The 15,321-nt window shown below is 58.6% G+C and carries 11 protein-coding genes; 4 read left to right on the top strand and 7 right to left on the bottom strand.

Annotated elements, in window-relative coordinates:
* Nucleotides 1–29: 29 nt before the first annotated feature.
* The 5 genes from ACP15U_RS14120 to ACP15U_RS14100 all read right to left on the bottom strand — a co-directional run bounded on the left by ACP15U_RS14120 (nt 30) and on the right by ACP15U_RS14100 (nt 5,428).
* Nucleotides 30–1,463 (bottom strand): NAD(P)(+) transhydrogenase (Re/Si-specific) subunit beta, encoded by a 1,434-nt coding sequence (locus tag ACP15U_RS14120; RefSeq protein WP_425044675.1) that lies wholly within the window; start codon nt 1,461–1,463, stop codon nt 30–32.
* Between the two features lie 14 nt (nt 1,464–1,477).
* A complete protein-coding gene (locus ACP15U_RS14115) occupies nt 1,478–3,049 on the bottom strand; it encodes a Re/Si-specific NAD(P)(+) transhydrogenase subunit alpha (protein ID WP_425044984.1) in 1,572 nt (523 codons plus the stop codon).
* Nucleotides 3,050–3,184: 135 nt separating this feature from the next.
* Entirely contained in the window at nt 3,185–3,634 is a 450-nt protein-coding gene (locus ACP15U_RS14110) for a methyltransferase family protein (protein ID WP_425045782.1), read from the bottom strand.
* A gap of 59 nt (nt 3,635–3,693) precedes the next feature.
* Nucleotides 3,694–4,632 carry an MBL fold metallo-hydrolase gene (locus ACP15U_RS14105; protein ID WP_425045795.1) on the bottom strand — a complete coding sequence of 313 codons (939 nt, stop codon included), beginning with the start codon at nt 4,630–4,632 and terminating at the stop codon, nt 3,694–3,696.
* 178 nt (nt 4,633–4,810) lie between these two features.
* Entirely contained in the window at nt 4,811–5,428 is a 618-nt protein-coding gene (locus ACP15U_RS14100; protein WP_425045781.1) for a TetR/AcrR family transcriptional regulator, read from the bottom strand.
* Nucleotides 5,429–5,532: 104 nt separating this feature from the next.
* On the opposite strand from ACP15U_RS14100, the gene ACP15U_RS14095 reads away from it, so the two are divergent.
* The 3 genes from ACP15U_RS14095 (at nt 5,533) to ACP15U_RS14085 (ending at nt 10,647) form a co-directional block, all read left to right on the top strand.
* Nucleotides 5,533–5,997: a (2Fe-2S)-binding protein gene (locus ACP15U_RS14095; RefSeq protein WP_425045780.1), complete on the top strand. Its 465-nt coding sequence runs from the start codon at nt 5,533–5,535 to the stop codon at nt 5,995–5,997.
* Nucleotides 5,998–6,000: 3 nt separating this feature from the next.
* Nucleotides 6,001–8,259 (top strand): molybdopterin cofactor-binding domain-containing protein, encoded by a 2,259-nt coding sequence (locus ACP15U_RS14090; RefSeq protein ID WP_425045779.1) that lies wholly within the window; start codon nt 6,001–6,003, stop codon nt 8,257–8,259.
* A gap of 234 nt (nt 8,260–8,493) precedes the next feature.
* Nucleotides 8,494–10,647: a Hint domain-containing protein gene (locus ACP15U_RS14085; protein ID WP_425045778.1), complete on the top strand. Its 2,154-nt coding sequence runs from the start codon at nt 8,494–8,496 to the stop codon at nt 10,645–10,647.
* 74 nt (nt 10,648–10,721) lie between these two features.
* Here ACP15U_RS14085 and ACP15U_RS14080 read toward each other — a convergent pair whose 3' ends face one another.
* On the bottom strand, nt 10,722–11,501 hold the full coding sequence (locus ACP15U_RS14080) for a gamma-glutamyl-gamma-aminobutyrate hydrolase family protein (RefSeq protein WP_425045777.1): 780 nt from the start codon (nt 11,499–11,501) through the stop codon (nt 10,722–10,724).
* A gap of 130 nt (nt 11,502–11,631) precedes the next feature.
* Nucleotides 11,632–12,057 (bottom strand): GlcG/HbpS family heme-binding protein, encoded by a 426-nt coding sequence (locus tag ACP15U_RS14075; protein ID WP_425045776.1) that lies wholly within the window; start codon nt 12,055–12,057, stop codon nt 11,632–11,634.
* A gap of 670 nt (nt 12,058–12,727) precedes the next feature.
* Between ACP15U_RS14075 and pepN the strand changes: the two genes are divergently transcribed.
* Nucleotides 12,728–15,280: an aminopeptidase N gene (pepN, locus tag ACP15U_RS14070; protein ID WP_425045775.1), complete on the top strand. Its 2,553-nt coding sequence runs from the start codon at nt 12,728–12,730 to the stop codon at nt 15,278–15,280.
* The last annotated feature ends 41 nt before the right edge of the window (nt 15,281–15,321 follow it).

Raw genomic sequence — 15,321 nt, 5'->3', positions numbered from 1 at the left:
GGCCCCTGTTTACGTGATTATGATTATTTTCATTCGATCATTGGGAGCAGTTTGTCGAGCGACGCTTTTGCGTCTCCGTAGAACATGCGGGTGTTTTCCTTGAAGAAGAGGGGGTTTTCGATGCCGGAATATCCGGTTCCCTGCCCGCGTTTCATCACGAAGACCTGCTTGGACTTCCAGCATTCCAGCACCGGCATGCCGGCGATGGGTGAGTTGGGGTCGTCCTGTGCGGCCGGGTTGACGATGTCGTTCGAGCCGATGACGATCGAGACATCCGTTTCCGGGAAGTCCTCGTTGATCTCGTCCATCTCCATCACGATGTCGTAGGGCACTTTTGCTTCGGCCAGCAGCACGTTCATGTGTCCGGGCAGGCGCCCGGCGACGGGGTGGATGGCAAAACGGACATTCTTGCCCTTGGCGCGCAGCTTCTTGGTCAGGTCGCTGACTGCAGCCTGCGCCTGTGCCACGGCCATGCCGTAACCGGGGATGATGATGACGCTGTCGGCCTCGTTGAGCGCGGCGGCCACGCCGTCGGTCTCGATCGCAACCTGCTCGCCCTCGACCTCCATCTGCGGCCCCTGCTCGCCGCCGAAGCCGCCGAGGATCACAGAAACGAAGGAGCGGTTCATCGCCTTGCACATGATGTAAGACAGGATCGCACCCGAAGAGCCCACCAGCGCACCGACCACGATCAGCAGGTCGTTGCCAAGCGAGAAGCCGATCGCTGCCGCGGCCCAGCCCGAGTACGAGTTGAGCATCGAGACAACCACCGGCATGTCGGCGCCACCGATGCCCATGATCAGGTGATAGCCGATGAACAGCGCCGCGATGGTCAGGATCAGCAGCGGAAAGAAGCTACCCGAGTTCAGGTACCAGATCAGGCACAGCAGCGACAGCGCGGCCGCACTGGCGTTCAGCACATGGCCGCCAGGCAGCTTGGTGGCCGCCGAGGTCACCTTGCCCGAGAGCTTGCCATAGGCAATCACCGAACCGGTGAAGGTCACGGCCCCGATCCAGATGCCCAGCGAGGCCTCGACCCGCAGGATGTTGATCTCAACGCTGTCCTTCTTGGCCAGCAGCGCGGCAAAGCCTTCCAGCGCTTTCTTTGCGGTCTCGTCCATCGCCATGACGTTGCCCAGTTCGAAATGGGCATTGAAGCCCACGAACACGGCAGCCAGACCGACCAGCGCGTGCATGCCGGCCACCAGTTCCGGCATCTGGGTCATCTCGACCCGCGACGCCAGCTGATAGCCGATCATGCCACCGGCCGCGATCAGGATGATCGACAGCCACCACAGGCCTGCACCGGGACCGATCAGAGTGGCAAACACCGCCAGCGCCATGCCGACAATTCCGTACCAGACAGCGCGCTTGGCGCTTTCCTGGCCCGAAAGGCCGCCCAGCGACAGGATGAAGAGAACAGCAGCGACAACATAGGCCGCAGTCGTAAATCCGAAGTCCATTGTCCTCTACTCCTTCAGGATTTCTGGAACATGGCGAGCATGCGCCGGGTCACGAGGAAGCCGCCAAAGATGTTGATCCCGGCCATGAAGACCGAAAGCGCGGCGAGGAGGATCACCAGGAACGAGCCCGATCCCATTTGCATGAGCGCACCCAGGATGATGATCGACGAGATCGCGTTGGTCACCGCCATCAGCGGCGTGTGCAGGCTGTGTGCCACGCCCCAGATCACCTGGAAGCCGACAAAGACCGCCAGCACGAACACGATGAAATGCTGCATGAAGCTGGCCGGGGCCACAAGGCCAACGCCCAGCATCAGCGCCCCGCCAATGGCCAGCAGGGTCACCTGCTGCTTGGTCTGCGCCTTGAACTCGGCAATCTCCTGCGCCCGCTTTTCTTCGGGCGTCAGTTCCTTGACCTCTTGCTTGGGCTGCGCCGCGATCGCCTGCACCTTGGGCGGCGGTGGCGGGAAGGTAATGTCGCCCTGATAGGTCACCGTGGCGCCGCGGATCACGTCATCTTCCATGTCGTGATTGATCTGACCGTCCTTCTCGGGCGTCAGATCGGCCATCATGTGGCGGATGTTGGTGGCGTAAAGCGACGAGGACTGTGCCGCCATCCGGCTCGGGAAGTCGGTATAGCCGATGATGGTTACGCCATTGTCGGTCACGATCTTCTCGTCAGCCACGGTCAGCTTGCAGTTGCCGCCCTTCTCCGCCGCCAGATCGACGATCACCGAACCCGGCTTCATCGCCTCGACCATGTCCTTGGTCCACAGCTCCGGCGCCTCGCGGTTGGGGATCAGCGCCGTAGTGATCACGATGTCCACTTCTGGCGCCAGCTCGCGGAACTTGGCCAGCTGCGCTTCGCGGAACTCGTCGGACTGCACCGAAGCATAGCCGCCGGTCGAGGCGCCGTCCTGCTGCTCTTCCTCGAAGTCGAGATAGACGAACTCGGCCCCCATCGACTCAACCTGCTCGGCCACTTCGGGGCGCACGTCGAACGCATAGGTGATCGCACCGAGACTGGTCGAGGTGCCGATCGCGGCAAGACCCGCAACCCCGGCGCCGACAACCAGAACCTTGGCCGGTGGGACCTTGCCCGCCGCCGTGATCTGGCCCGTGAAGAACCGGCCGAAATTGTTCCCGGCCTCGATCACCGCCCGGTAACCCGCAATGTTCGCCATCGACGACAGCGCGTCCATCTTCTGGGCCCGGCTGATCCGGGGAACCATCTCCATGGCGATCACGTTGGCCCCCTTCGCCTTCGCCGCCTCCATGCCAGGCTCGTTGCCAGCAGGGTTGAAGAACGAAATCAGCGTCTTTTCCTTCGTCAGACGCTTCAGCTCCGTCTCGTTCGGCTGACGCACCTTCGCAATGATGTCCGAAGCCTTCCAAAGACCCGCCGCCGTCTTGATGATCTCAACCCCGGCAGCCGTATAAGCCGCGTCCGAAAAACCCGCAGCAGCTCCGGCCCCAGCCTCAATCGCGCACTCATAGCCAAGCTTCTGCAACTGAATCGCAGACTCAGGCGTCATCGCAACGCGAGACTCGCCCGAAAATGTCTCTCTAGGTGTCCCTATCTTCAACCTTCTTGTCCCCCTTTGACGCCCGGTCTCTCCGCGCGAGTGTGGTACAGTTTGTAACTTTTCGGTCCTATCTCGTGAACGACAATTTCGCAAGTGCAGCATACCCGGGTGCGGCATCCAAGACGCCCTAAGATGTCAAAGCCAGCGTCTCGTTTTCATTTCGTACCGTGCAAAATCTGCCCTGAAGATACGCCGCAACCTGTTCTCTTCGGGTACGATGAAGCGTCGTTCCAGAACCCAGGTAAAAACTGGTATCAAATGCAGGGACAGGACTGCATCGAAGCGCAGGATAAAGCCCGCCAGAACCATTACGTCGCCCAGATAGATCGGGTTGCGGGAACGCTTGAAAATTCCTGTCTGCACAAGCTGTTGCGGATCTTCGTGGGGATGGATCGTGGTCTTTTGACGGCGCATTTCGACGACGGCAAGAACCATCAGAATGACCCCGCCGCCAACCAGAAGGCCGCCAGTGAAATCGGCCCAATATCCGCCAAATGTGAAGCGCATGGGGAAATACGTGGCCTGCAACCAGGCCAATACGATGCAGCCCAGCAGCCAAAGCGGCGGCAGGTCTAACCGCCTCAAGAGAACCTCCGGCCCAGCACCTGCGGCTTTTTTACCGGGCTAGCAAAAACGCCCATGTTTCATTCCCACTCCATCTCTTCAAACACCCGGCCCGCATTCTTGGTGGCCAGTTCTTCAAACGTGTCCAGATGGGACCATTGCGACTGATCGACATAGTATGCCCCGGCCAGATCGCCGCCATCTTCGATATGTGCGCCGACCTTAGCGCGGAGATCTTTCAGATACTCCACGGTATAGCGCCGCACCTGCGCCATGTTGGTCGGATGGCCGTGACCGGGGATCACGTAAGTTGCCTTCAGCGGCTCAAGCCCGGTTTCCCATGTTTCGATCCAGCAACTGGTGCAGGTGTGTTCAAAGATCGGCGGCATCCGCTCATGAAAGGCGATGTCGCCGGCAATCATGATGCTCCATTGTGGGATCCACACCTGAGTGTCCCCCGGATCATGAGCAGGGCCAAGATGCAGTACCCGGATCTCAACCCCTCCGAGAGTCAGCGCATACTCGTCGTCAAAAGACAGGTTGGCATGTTCCACCCGGCTGCCCTCGGCCCGCTCCCGGTTGTAGGACTGCATACCTTGAAAGATGAAATCCCCATTTTCCGTGGTCTCGGCGATCGCATCTGCATGAGCCAGAATATCAACGCCCCGATCGCGCCAGTATCCATTTCCCAGCATGGCATGACCTTGACCATTCTCATTGATCACCAGAACGACAGGCTGGTCAGTGACTTTTCGGATTTCATCATGCAAGGCCGCGGCCAAGCGGGACGACGCGCCCGAGTTGATCACAACAACGCCTTCATCCGTTACAATGAACGACAGATTGTTGTTGTGTCCGGCATTCTCATAGGTGGGCGGTGCTGTTGCGCCGATCGCTGAGAACACGTGCGGAATGACCTCGACCGGTTTCGAATAAAGCTCGGATTGCGGATACTGATCCGGGATGTCCTGGCTGGCAAAGGCAGGAAACATTGAGGCACCTGCCACAAGCATGGACATCATCGACAACGGGCTTGGCATCATAAAATTCGGCACGGCGTTTTCTCCGGGACAAAACAAACACATTCGTATGTCTGAATTTAATGGTGGAGAATTTGGCGAATGTAAATACCCGCAGGTTCGGAATGCGCGATTTGGTCAGATGGAGTGGCAGGTAGTGGGCAGGTCATTCAGCGACTCAGCGCGGCAGCAAGCCTGCCCCGACAAGTTGCGCCAGCTGGTCCACACGGGTCCGATACTCATCGTAGTTGGCGGCCGTCGTCTTTATCCCCTTGAGGGCAGATGTGATGGTTGCCGAAATCTCATCGGCTGGACCAGACAGTTTGACCTGTCCCTGCGCCGCCTGCTTTGATAGCCAATCAGCATAAATCTGAACAAACCGAGCCTCGCCGGCAACGTTGAGATCCCCCGAAATCGTAGCCCCGGTATCCAGCAACTCCATTCCATGAGGAGAGGTCAGCATGGCTTCGACGGTCGCTCCACCCTGCGCATGAAAGGCCGCAGCAAAGACATCTTGCGGCGTTCCTTCGGCCTTTAGGGCCTCTGCCAATCGGACCGTGCCCTCATCATAATAGTACTGAACCAGCGACCGAAAGATGTCTTCCTTGTTGCGGTAATGCAGATAAAGCGCCGGGCGCGACATCCCAGCACCGCGCGCGATGTCGTCCATCGATGTCTTGCGAAATCCATAGGTTGAAAAGGCCGTCCAGGCGGACAGCAAGATTGTTTCCTGCTTCGGATCGTTGCTCAGGTTCGCCGGCCCCGCCTCCGCTGGTTCGTTAATATCTTGGTTCATTCTGCTCATTCCTGAAGGATTGACACTTTTTTATCAAAATGTCAATTGACACACTGACAAAAGTTACTATTTATGTCAAAACGACAAGCAACCGGGAGGCAGCCATGTCCACAGATCTCACCATCAACGGCAAACTGCACAAAGTTGATCTACCTGACGATGTCCCACTGCTATGGGTTCTGAGAGATGAAATCGGCCTGACCGGAACCAAATTCGGTTGCGGCGTCGCGGCCTGCGGGGCCTGCACAGTACAAATTGAAGGGGAAGCCGTCCGTTCCTGCCAAGTGAACCTTTCGGATGTCTGGGGGGACGTCACGACGATTGAAGGCATCGGCACACCCGAAACGCTTTCGACCTTGCAGCAGGCATGGGTCGATCATCAGGTCGCACAGTGCGGATACTGCCAATCCGGGCAGATCATGCAAGCCGCTGCACTGCTGGCCGAAACCCCAAAACCGAGCGACACCCAGATCGACGAGGCCATGCAGGGCAATCTGTGCCGCTGCGGCACCTATCCGCGGATCCGGGCGGCCATCCATTCCGCCGCATCGCGTTTGCAGGAGGTTTGATCGATGTCCCGTCCCGAAAAGAAATCCCGCTTTGGAAAAATTGCCCGCCGCAGCTTTTTGATCGGATCGGCGGCCCTTGTCGGCGGCGTCGCATTTGGCGCATGGCAGGTGGCACGACCCGCTCCGAACCCACTGATCGCTGGCGATGGCGAAGCCGTTTTCAACCCGTTCGTAATGATCTCGGACAAACAAATCACATTGATTGCGCCACGCTCCGAAATGGGTCAGGGCGTCAGTACAACATGGGCTGCATTGATTGCCGAAGAACTGGATGTGGAGTTGGACCAGGTCACCGTTCTGCATGGCCCCGCCGCAAAAGCCTATTACAACAGCGCGCTGGTCGGAGAGGCTCTTCCCGGCAAGGGCTATGACAGATCTGCCTTCCAGCACCGGCTGGGTGACACGCTGGGTCACCTCGGCAGGGTTCTCGACATGCAGATGACCGGCGGCTCATCTTCTATGAAAGACGGTTATCACCGCATGCGAGAAGCCGGCGCATCTGCCCGCGAAACCCTAAAAGAGGCCGCAGCACGACGGTTTGGAATCAAGCGCGAGCAGTTGAATACAGCCAAGGGCAAGGTGATCGCCCCCGACGGAACCGAGATCGCCTATGGCGACCTGGCCCGTGAGGCAGCGGACATTGCGCCGATCGAAGCCGATTTGCGGCCGGCGTCCGAGTGGACGTTGCTGGGCCGCAACCAGCCCCGGATCGACATGGTCGAAAAGGTCACGGGGACAGCTGAGTTCGGTATCGATGTGCGCCTGCCGGGAATGAAGTTTGCGTCGGTCAAGATGAACCCGAATCTGGGTGGCGCCATGACCGGGTACGACTCTTCGGAGGCTGAGGCGATACCCGGAGTCGAGAGGATCATTGATCTCGGTGGCGGTGTGGCTGTTGTTGCCAACAACACCTGGATCGCCATGCAGGCGCTCGAGGCAATCACATTCGAATGGGGTGACGCCCCCTACCCGCCCGAAACAGACCGGATTTTCAATACCATCGTTGCAGCGTTCGATGGAGAGGTCAATTCGACGATGCGGGACGATGGCGACGTCGATGCGTTGCCCGAAGGTGCAACCCTGATAGATGCCGAATACTCGGTCCCCTATCTGGCCCATGCAACAATGGAGCCGATGAACGCAACCGCTTTGCACGACGGAGATCGGCTGCAGGTCTGGTGTGGAAATCAGGCGCCAACCTACGCCCGTTCAAAATGCGCCGAGGCTGCCGGGCTCGATCCGGACGCTGTGGACTTCAATGTGACCTATCTTGGTGGTGGATATGGTCGACGGTTGGAGTTTGACTATGCCGTGATCGCTGCGAAAGTCGCCACTGCCATGCAGGGCACGCCAATTCAGGTCACGTGGTCTCGCGAAGAAGACATGCGCCATGACATGTTCCGCCCCGGCGCAATTGCCCGGTTCAAGGGGGCCGTAAGAGATGGCAAAGCGCTGTCCCTAGACGGGCAGATCGCGGCGCAATCTGTGATCCGGTCATCCTTGAAACGCATGATGGGGATCGAGGGCGGCGGCCCGGACAAGGTCCATGTCGAAGGCGCTTACAACCAGCCATACGCCATTCCGAACTACCGCACCCGGGGCTACATCGCGGAAATGGACTTGCCCGTGGGATCATGGCGGTCGGTCGGAAATTCCTTCAACGGGTTCTTCAATGAGAGCTTCATCGACGAAATGGCCCATGCCGCAAACCAAGACCCGCTGGATTTCCGGCTGGAACTGGCACGAGCAGAATGGGAACCTGCGGCAAAGGTTCTGGAAACCGTCCGCGACATGTCCAGTTGGACCGGCAAAACATCCCAAGGGGTCGGGCGCGGTGTCGCCATGAGCTATAGCTTCGGCACACCGGTCGCCGAGGTGATCGAGGTCATTGAGGAAGACGGCTCGATCCGTATCAGCAAGGCATGGATCGCGGCCGACCTTGGTCTTGCACTTGATCCCGAAAACATCAAGGCACAACTATTTGGCGGAATGGTCTATGGCCTGTCTGCTGCGTGTTTCGGCGAAATCACCTTTGCCGGAGGTGCGGTCGAACAGGGCAACTTCCCGGACTATGATGCCATTCGCATGCACACTATGCCGCAAACAGAAGTCGCAATCCTGCAGGTGCAGGAACATATGGGCGGCGCGGGCGAACCGGGCACGCCTCCGGCCGCGCCGGCTCTGGCAAATGCGCTGTTCGACCTGACCGGAAAGCGACCAAGGCGCCTGCCACTGATGCATGATTTCGACCTTCTGGTCTGATCAAGCCAACGGGGCGCTGCTGCAGGTTGTGGCGGCGTCCTGACCCACATGTTCCGGACGGAAACGATCCCGGGCCAACCCAGCGAATTGTGGCAATACGGCCAACAATGGCCACGCCCCCTCCTCATTCCCTCCCAACTGCCGCCGCGCAGCACCGTTACTTCTCAGGATGAGGCGGTCCATTTGGGCCGCTTGATCACCGGTCAGAAGAGCCGGAAATGAGGACGAGAAACCATGCCATTCGGCTATTTGGTGACATTGGGAACAGGAAACACGCTGGGCGCCGAAGACGCCATCGGTGCCACCTGGACTTCGTTCACCACAGATCAGTCGCTGGGCAGCGGAGAGTGGGCCTTTACCGGAACGGTTGGCACAACAAACTATTACAATGAAACCGAAACCGGTGAATACTATCTGGCGCTGGACGGAAATGTTTACTTTATTCCCGACCTCGGCCCCGTCACCACGGTCACAAGCGCCGAAACCGTTTCCGCACCATTCTTTGCCGATGACAATGTAGTTCTGGGAACCATCGCCGGCGATACGATCGACGGCAGCTATTCTGACATAAACGGAAATTCTGTCGACAGCGGTGAGGGCGGTGGACCTGACGGCAATGACGACACAGTTCTAGGTCTGACCGGCGACGATTCCATCGAGAGCGGACTGGGGGATGACCTGGTTGTTGCAGGCTCCGGCGACGACACCGTGGATGGGGGCGACGGCAACGACGTCATCTGGGGCGATGCGGTGTTCCTTGATGAACTCGATGATTTCTATAGCGAAACCGAGTCTCTGAACTGGTTTGCCGAAGGTGTGGACGGCACCGATCTGAGCGCCGGGTTTACCCAGACCACTGGTGGTATGGATGTCTCGGTCAGCTTCAACGACGACGGCAACAACAGCCCCGAATACCGTGTCGAGACAACCGACGAGATCTATCGCGACGGTGACGCGCATTCGGACCACTCGGCCCTGTATCTCTATGGTAGCGGCGACGGGGCGACGTCGACCACGACAATCAACTTTGCCGCCAACGCAAACGCCGATCTTCAGGACGAAGTGGCGAATGTCACCTTCCGCATCAATGACATCGACTGGGCGTCCGGAAACCACGAGGATCAGGTTACCGTCAATGCCTACGACGCCGACGGAGCAGCAGTCACGGTCACGCTGACACCTTCAAGCTCTGGGCCCAATGCCGATACCGTCTCCGGCAACACGATCACTGCGGGTCAAGCCTCGGAATCGCAATCCGATGCAGATGGGTCGGTCCTTGTCGAAATCGCTGGCCCTGTTGCCGAGATTGAAATCGTCTACGGCAATCTCCTGAGTGGCACGCAGGCAATCTGGGTCAGTGACATCTATTTCCAACCACTGCTGCCGATCGGCGGGGATGACAGCATCTCGGGCGGTGATGGTGATGACAACATCCGGGGCCAGGCCGGCAATGACACGGTTTTTGGTGACGCGGGCGATGATACCCTTCGCGGCAATGCTGGTGACGACAGCATCGAAGGCGGGACTGGGGCAGACCAAGTGCGCGGCGGCGGTGGGGCCGATACGATTATTGCTGCCCAGGGCGACGACATTCGGGGCGGCGGTGGCGACGACTACATCAGGCTGGCCGATCTTGCCGAAGCCGGCACTGCTGGCATCTCGATCACCGGAAACGAGAACGGTGAAACCGACGGAGACACGCTGGATTTCGGTGGTGTTGCCGATCTCAGCACGCTGAACCTGACAGTTGACCAACCCGATGAAAAAAGCGGCACGGTCGAGCTATACGACGGCACGTTGGTTACCTTCGACAACATCGAAAACATTATCTGTTTCACGCCCGGCACGTTGATCCAGACAGCAGGCGGGTCGCGCCCTGTGGAAGATCTGCAGCCCGGCGACCTCATTGTCACGCGGGACAGCGGATTGCAGCCTTTGCGTTGGGTCGGCAGCAGAACCGTTCAAGCCGAGGGTCGCTTTGCACCGATTCGAGTGGGCACCTCACTTTTGGACGGTGCCGAAGCGCCATTGCTGGTTTCGCCGCAACACCGGTTGCTCTGGAGCGGCTCGCGAGCACAACTTCTGTTTGGCGACCGCGAAGTTCTGGTCGCGGCACGCCATCTGCTCGACCATCCGGCGGTCAGCCAACTTGAAGGCGGCGAAGTCACCTATCTCCATCTGATGTTCGACAGGCATGAAATCGTTTATGCCAACGGTGCCGCAACCGAGAGCTTCTATCCCGGCGGTCAGGCACTCGGCGCATTGTCCGACCCCGGACGAGAGGAAATGTTCGCTCTGTTCCCAGAGCTCCGCAGCCACGAAGGCGGATTTGGCCCGACCGCGCGCCTTTGCCTTCGTTCGCACGAAAGCCGTGTATTGGCCGCCTAGCTCCTAAACTGGGGGCGCAGCACCGCCAATATTGCAAAAAACCAAGGTCAATTCCCCCGATCGCTTTGCAGGCGTTAAATCACTGACCGCAGCACCGGATCAGTTTTGCGTCCGGCCCAATCCTTGACGGCGGCCCCGAACGCTTCGAACAATGGGCGCGAAACGGGATCGTTAGCTGCATCCCATTCCGGGTGCCATTGCACCGCAAGTGTGAAGCCCACTGCGTCGGCCACCCGAATGGCCTCGGGCGTGCCGTCCGGCGCATGCCCTTCGATAACGATACGGGCACCGGCTGACTTGATACCCTGACCATGCAAGGTGTTTGTCATCACCTCGCTTGCACCAAAAAGCCTGTGGAACTCTCCGCCGTCATCAAAACGCACGCAATGCCGCAAAGCGAACTTTTCTTCCAAGGTGCCATCAGGGGGCATCCGATGGTTCATCCGCCCCGGCAGGTCCCGAATTTCGGGATACAGTGTGCCGCCCATTGCGACATTGACCTCTTGGAAACCTCTGCAAATTCCAAGGAATGGCTGCCCTCGCTCCACGCAGGATCTAACCAGCGGTAGCGTAATCGCATCCCGGGCCCGGTCAAACTCTCCATGGGCCTCGGTTTCGGCCTCACCATACTCGGCCGGATGCACATTTGGCCGCCCGCCCGTCAACAGAAACCCGTCACAGGTGTCCAGTAGCTCCTCGACACTGACATATCGCGGGTCGGCAGGGATAAGCAGCGGCAGGCAGCCTGACACATTGGCCACCGCATCCGAGTTCATCGTCCCGCCAGCATGGGTCGGGTACTGATCGTTAAGCAGGTAAGAATTGCCGATAATGCCGACGATAGGACGCGCCATGTTTACCCCGGAAAGATGATTTCGGGCAGATTACTGCCCGCATGCCAGAGCGGCAACGGGCGGCAGGCTCAATCAGGGCGCATCCGGTTGTTCAGAAATGCACAGGCCAAGCGGCCTGTGGCTGGCAAAGCTACGCTTCTCCGTTCAGTCCGGTGGCCTCGACACCCGACATCGCCGCCACGGCATCATTGTCAGATGTATCACCGGTTACACCGACCGCGCCGATCACGGCACCTTTGCGGTCGCGCAGCAGGATCCCACCGGGAACCGGTACCACCTGCCCTCCAAAAACGCCGTTCATCGCGGACATGAAATAGGCCTGCTGCTCGGCCCGCGCCATCTGTGCGGTGCCAGCCATTCCCAGCATGACCGAGCCATAAGCCTTACCGTGGGCAATCGCGAACCGTCCGGGCGCTGCGCCGTCCTCGCGTTCGAAGGCAATCACGTGGCCACCTGCATCCAACACCACGACGGACAGTGGTTTCAGGTCCATCTCTCGACCTTTTTCCAACGTTTTGCGAATGATTGTGCGTGCGCGTCTGAGTGACAGTGCCATTCCGGTTCCCTTTCATCTGCCCCCGGTTTCGCCGGGGCTACACGAGAGGATCGGCCCCTCGCTGCCTCCATGTGCACCATAAGTGACGTAGCGTTCAACTGCATCGGACCGCCTGAACACGAGCCACTGCTCTTACCGCATCTTGCGCCAAACCGGTAGAAACCGGTGTGAGATCCTGTCCTTTCCAGTCGGTAGAGTGCAGACACCGGTGACGGGCAACTTCGGTTATAGAGAGGGTGCTTTAGCTTGTTTCAGCACTGTTCCTCGGACCAGTGAGGCCCAGCTTTTCTGTTTTCTTTCAATTCATTAACAATCAGAAACCCCCGAAGTCCGTCCAATTTCCGGCTCGCAAAGCAGTCGAACTTGCGGCCTACCCCACGCAAAGATCAAGGCGCCGAGTTCGCTGTTTTTCATTCTTGAAACTACAGGAAGAATAATATGGATTTCCGGTCTGAATGATCCCGATTACACCACAAGTACGCGAAACACCTTCTTCGGATCAAACGTGCGGATCGCCCGTTTTCTCACCGAATTGATGGTCAAACCGATACATCACACGCGTGATCGTTGTGCCGAACATCTTATCCGGAGTCCGCCTCACTGCTCTGCTTGCGGCGGGTCTGCGAAGTTTCTAACGTCGCCGCGAGACAAAACCAGACGAGGCCCCATGATGCGCGACCCTGCCCCCACGACAATCTACCTCAAGGACTACAGCCCGTTTGGCTATTTCGTGGACAGTGTCGACTTGACCTTTGACCTTGCGCCCAACGCAACGCGGGTCAAATCGCGTATCGAGTTCCGACCCAATCCCGAAGCAAGCGAACAGCGTTTCTTTTTGCACGGAGAAAATCTCGACCTGATCCGGGCCGCGATCGATGGGGAACCTGTTTCTCCTGAAATGGTGGACGGTGGCTTGATCTGCGATGTACCGCCAACTCCGTTTGTGTGGGAAGCCGAAGTGGAAATCGACCCGGCCAATAACACCGCACTCGAAGGTCTCTACATGTCGAACAGCATGTATTGCACACAATGCGAGGCAGAAGGTTTTCGCAAGATAACCTATTATCCGGACCGACCGGACGTAATGTCCACCTTCACGGTTCGGATCAACGGCCCCCAACCCGTTTTGCTGTCGAACGGAAACCCGACCGAGCAAGGCGACGGCTACGCTATCTGGCACGACCCCTGGCCAAAACCGGCTTATCTTTTTGCCTTGGTGGCAGGTGATCTTGTGAACCACCCTGACCGGTTCACCACCAGATCGGGAAAAGAGGTGGACCTCAACATCTGGGTGCGACCCGGCGACGAGGGGAAATGCGGCTTCGGAATGGACGCGCTCAAGAAATCGATGTCATGGGATGAAGAAGTCTATGGCCGCGAATATGATCTCGACATCTTCAACATTGTCGCCGTGGACGATTTCAATATGGGCGCGATGGAGAACAAGGGATTGAACATCTTCAATTCCTCTTGCGTGCTCGCTAGTCCCGAAACCTCGACAGACGCGAATTTCGAACGTATCGAAGCAATCATTGCGCACGAGTATTTTCACAATTGGACCGGCAACAGGATCACCTGCCGCGACTGGTTTCAACTGTGCCTGAAGGAAGGGCTGACCGTGTTCCGCGATGCCGAGTTCACTGCAGATATGCGGTCGGCGCCGGTCAAGCGGATTTCGGACGTGATCGACCTGCGCGCGCGCCAATTTCCAGAAGACAATGGCCCGCTGGCGCATCCGGTGCGCCCCGACAGTTTTCAGGAGATCAACAATTTCTACACGGCCACGGTCTACGAAAAAGGCGCAGAACTGATTGGCATGTTGAAGCGGTTGGTGGGGTCCGAAGGATACTCCAAGGCTCTGGATCTCTATTTCGAGCGCCATGACGGGCAAGCGTGCACGATCGAAGACTGGCTAAAGGTTTTCGAACAGGCGACCGGCCGTGACCTCTCACAGTTCAAGCGCTGGTACGAGCAGGCCGGAACGCCCCGGCTAAACGTGTACGAAGCCTGGTCGCACGGCACCTATACACTGACCTTCCGCCAAATGACTCCCCCCAGCGCCAACACCCCTGATCCCAAGCCACAGGTGCTGCCGATCGCTGTCGGCCTTCTTGGGCCAAATGGCGACGAAGTGCAGGAAACCACGCTGCTTGAGATGACAGAGACCACCCAGTCCTTCCGCTTCGAAGGGTTGTCGGCGCGGCCGGTGCCTTCGATTCTTCGGGAGTTTTCCGCCCCGGTAATCCTGGAGCGCGACAGCGACAATGCGGAACGCGCCTTCCTGCTGGCGCATGACACGGATCCGTTCAACCGGTGGGAAGCCGGCAACGCTTTGGCCAAGGAAACCCGGCTGGCAATGATCACAACGGGCGCGGCGCCGGATGCGGATTACCTCGATGCCCTCCAAAAGCTTGTGCGTGATGACACACAGGATCCGGCCTTTCGTGCACTTGTGCTCCAACCGCCCAGCCAGTCGGATCTGGCACAGACCCTGCATGACCGCAGCGTCATTCCGGACCCGCAAGCGATTCATGAAGCTGCGGAAACCTTCGCCCAGACACTGGCTCAGACGCTGTCGGACAGCTTGCCGCGTCTTTATGCCGACACCACAATCGAAGGTCAGTATCAACCCGATGCCGTTGGATCCGGCAAGCGGGCCCTGAATTTCCGGATTCTTTCTCTGTTGTCTCGTCTCGATGGCGGAGATCAGGCGCGGCGCCAGTACGAAGACGCGGACAACATGACCCAGCAGAACGCGGCACTTACATGTCTGCTCACAATTGATCGCGGGATCGCACAGACCCAGGCATTCTTTGAGCAGTGGCAAGAAGACAGGCTGGTCATGGACAAATGGTTTGCCCTGCAAATCGCATGTGCAGCGCCCGCAAAAGCAGCAGCCAAAGCCGAAAAGCTGACCCGCCACCCGCTATTTGACATGAAGAACCCAAACCGGTTCCGTGCTGTAATGGGAGCCCTGGCAATGAACCATGCCGGGTTCCATCATTCCAGCGGGGCTGGATATCAACTGCTTGCCGATCATCTGATTGCGCTAGACCCGCTGAACCCCCAGACAACCGCGCGCATGTGCACACCATTCCAGAGCTGGAGGCGCTATGACGCCGACCGGCAGGCATTGATTTCCGAACAGCTTGACCGGATTGCGGCAACACCCGATCTCAGCCGTGACACAACCGAAATGATCACTCGTATTCGAAATGCCTGATCGGGGACGAACAGCTCACACAACGCATGGCGTTCGGGCTG

Origin of the sequence: Primorskyibacter sp. S87 (assembly GCF_049801055.1) — a bacterium.
Classification (GTDB): domain Bacteria; phylum Pseudomonadota; class Alphaproteobacteria; order Rhodobacterales; family Rhodobacteraceae; genus JBNAGF01.
Note: the sequence above shows the minus strand (reverse complement) of the source record. Positions and strands in the feature narration are given on the sequence as shown.

What these genes read in the sequence shown, in the direction of transcription:
- ACP15U_RS14120 (WP_425044675.1), bottom strand. Translation starts at nt 1,463, where the DNA reads ATGGACTTCGGATTTACGACTGCGGCCTATGTTGTCGCTGCTGTTCTC.
- ACP15U_RS14105 (WP_425045795.1), bottom strand. Translation starts at nt 4,632, where the DNA reads ATGTCCATGCTTGTGGCAGGTGCCTCAATGTTTCCTGCCTTTGCCAGC.
- ACP15U_RS14100 (WP_425045781.1), bottom strand. Translation starts at nt 5,428, where the DNA reads ATGAACCAAGATATTAACGAACCAGCGGAGGCGGGGCCGGCGAACCTG.
- ACP15U_RS14095 (WP_425045780.1), top strand. Translation starts at nt 5,533, where the DNA reads ATGTCCACAGATCTCACCATCAACGGCAAACTGCACAAAGTTGATCTA.
- ACP15U_RS14090 (WP_425045779.1), top strand. Translation starts at nt 6,001, where the DNA reads ATGTCCCGTCCCGAAAAGAAATCCCGCTTTGGAAAAATTGCCCGCCGC.
- ACP15U_RS14085 (WP_425045778.1), top strand. Translation starts at nt 8,494, where the DNA reads ATGCCATTCGGCTATTTGGTGACATTGGGAACAGGAAACACGCTGGGC.
- ACP15U_RS14080 (WP_425045777.1), bottom strand. Translation starts at nt 11,501, where the DNA reads ATGGCGCGTCCTATCGTCGGCATTATCGGCAATTCTTACCTGCTTAAC.
- ACP15U_RS14075 (WP_425045776.1), bottom strand. Translation starts at nt 12,057, where the DNA reads ATGGCACTGTCACTCAGACGCGCACGCACAATCATTCGCAAAACGTTG.
- pepN (WP_425045775.1), top strand. Translation starts at nt 12,728, where the DNA reads ATGCGCGACCCTGCCCCCACGACAATCTACCTCAAGGACTACAGCCCG.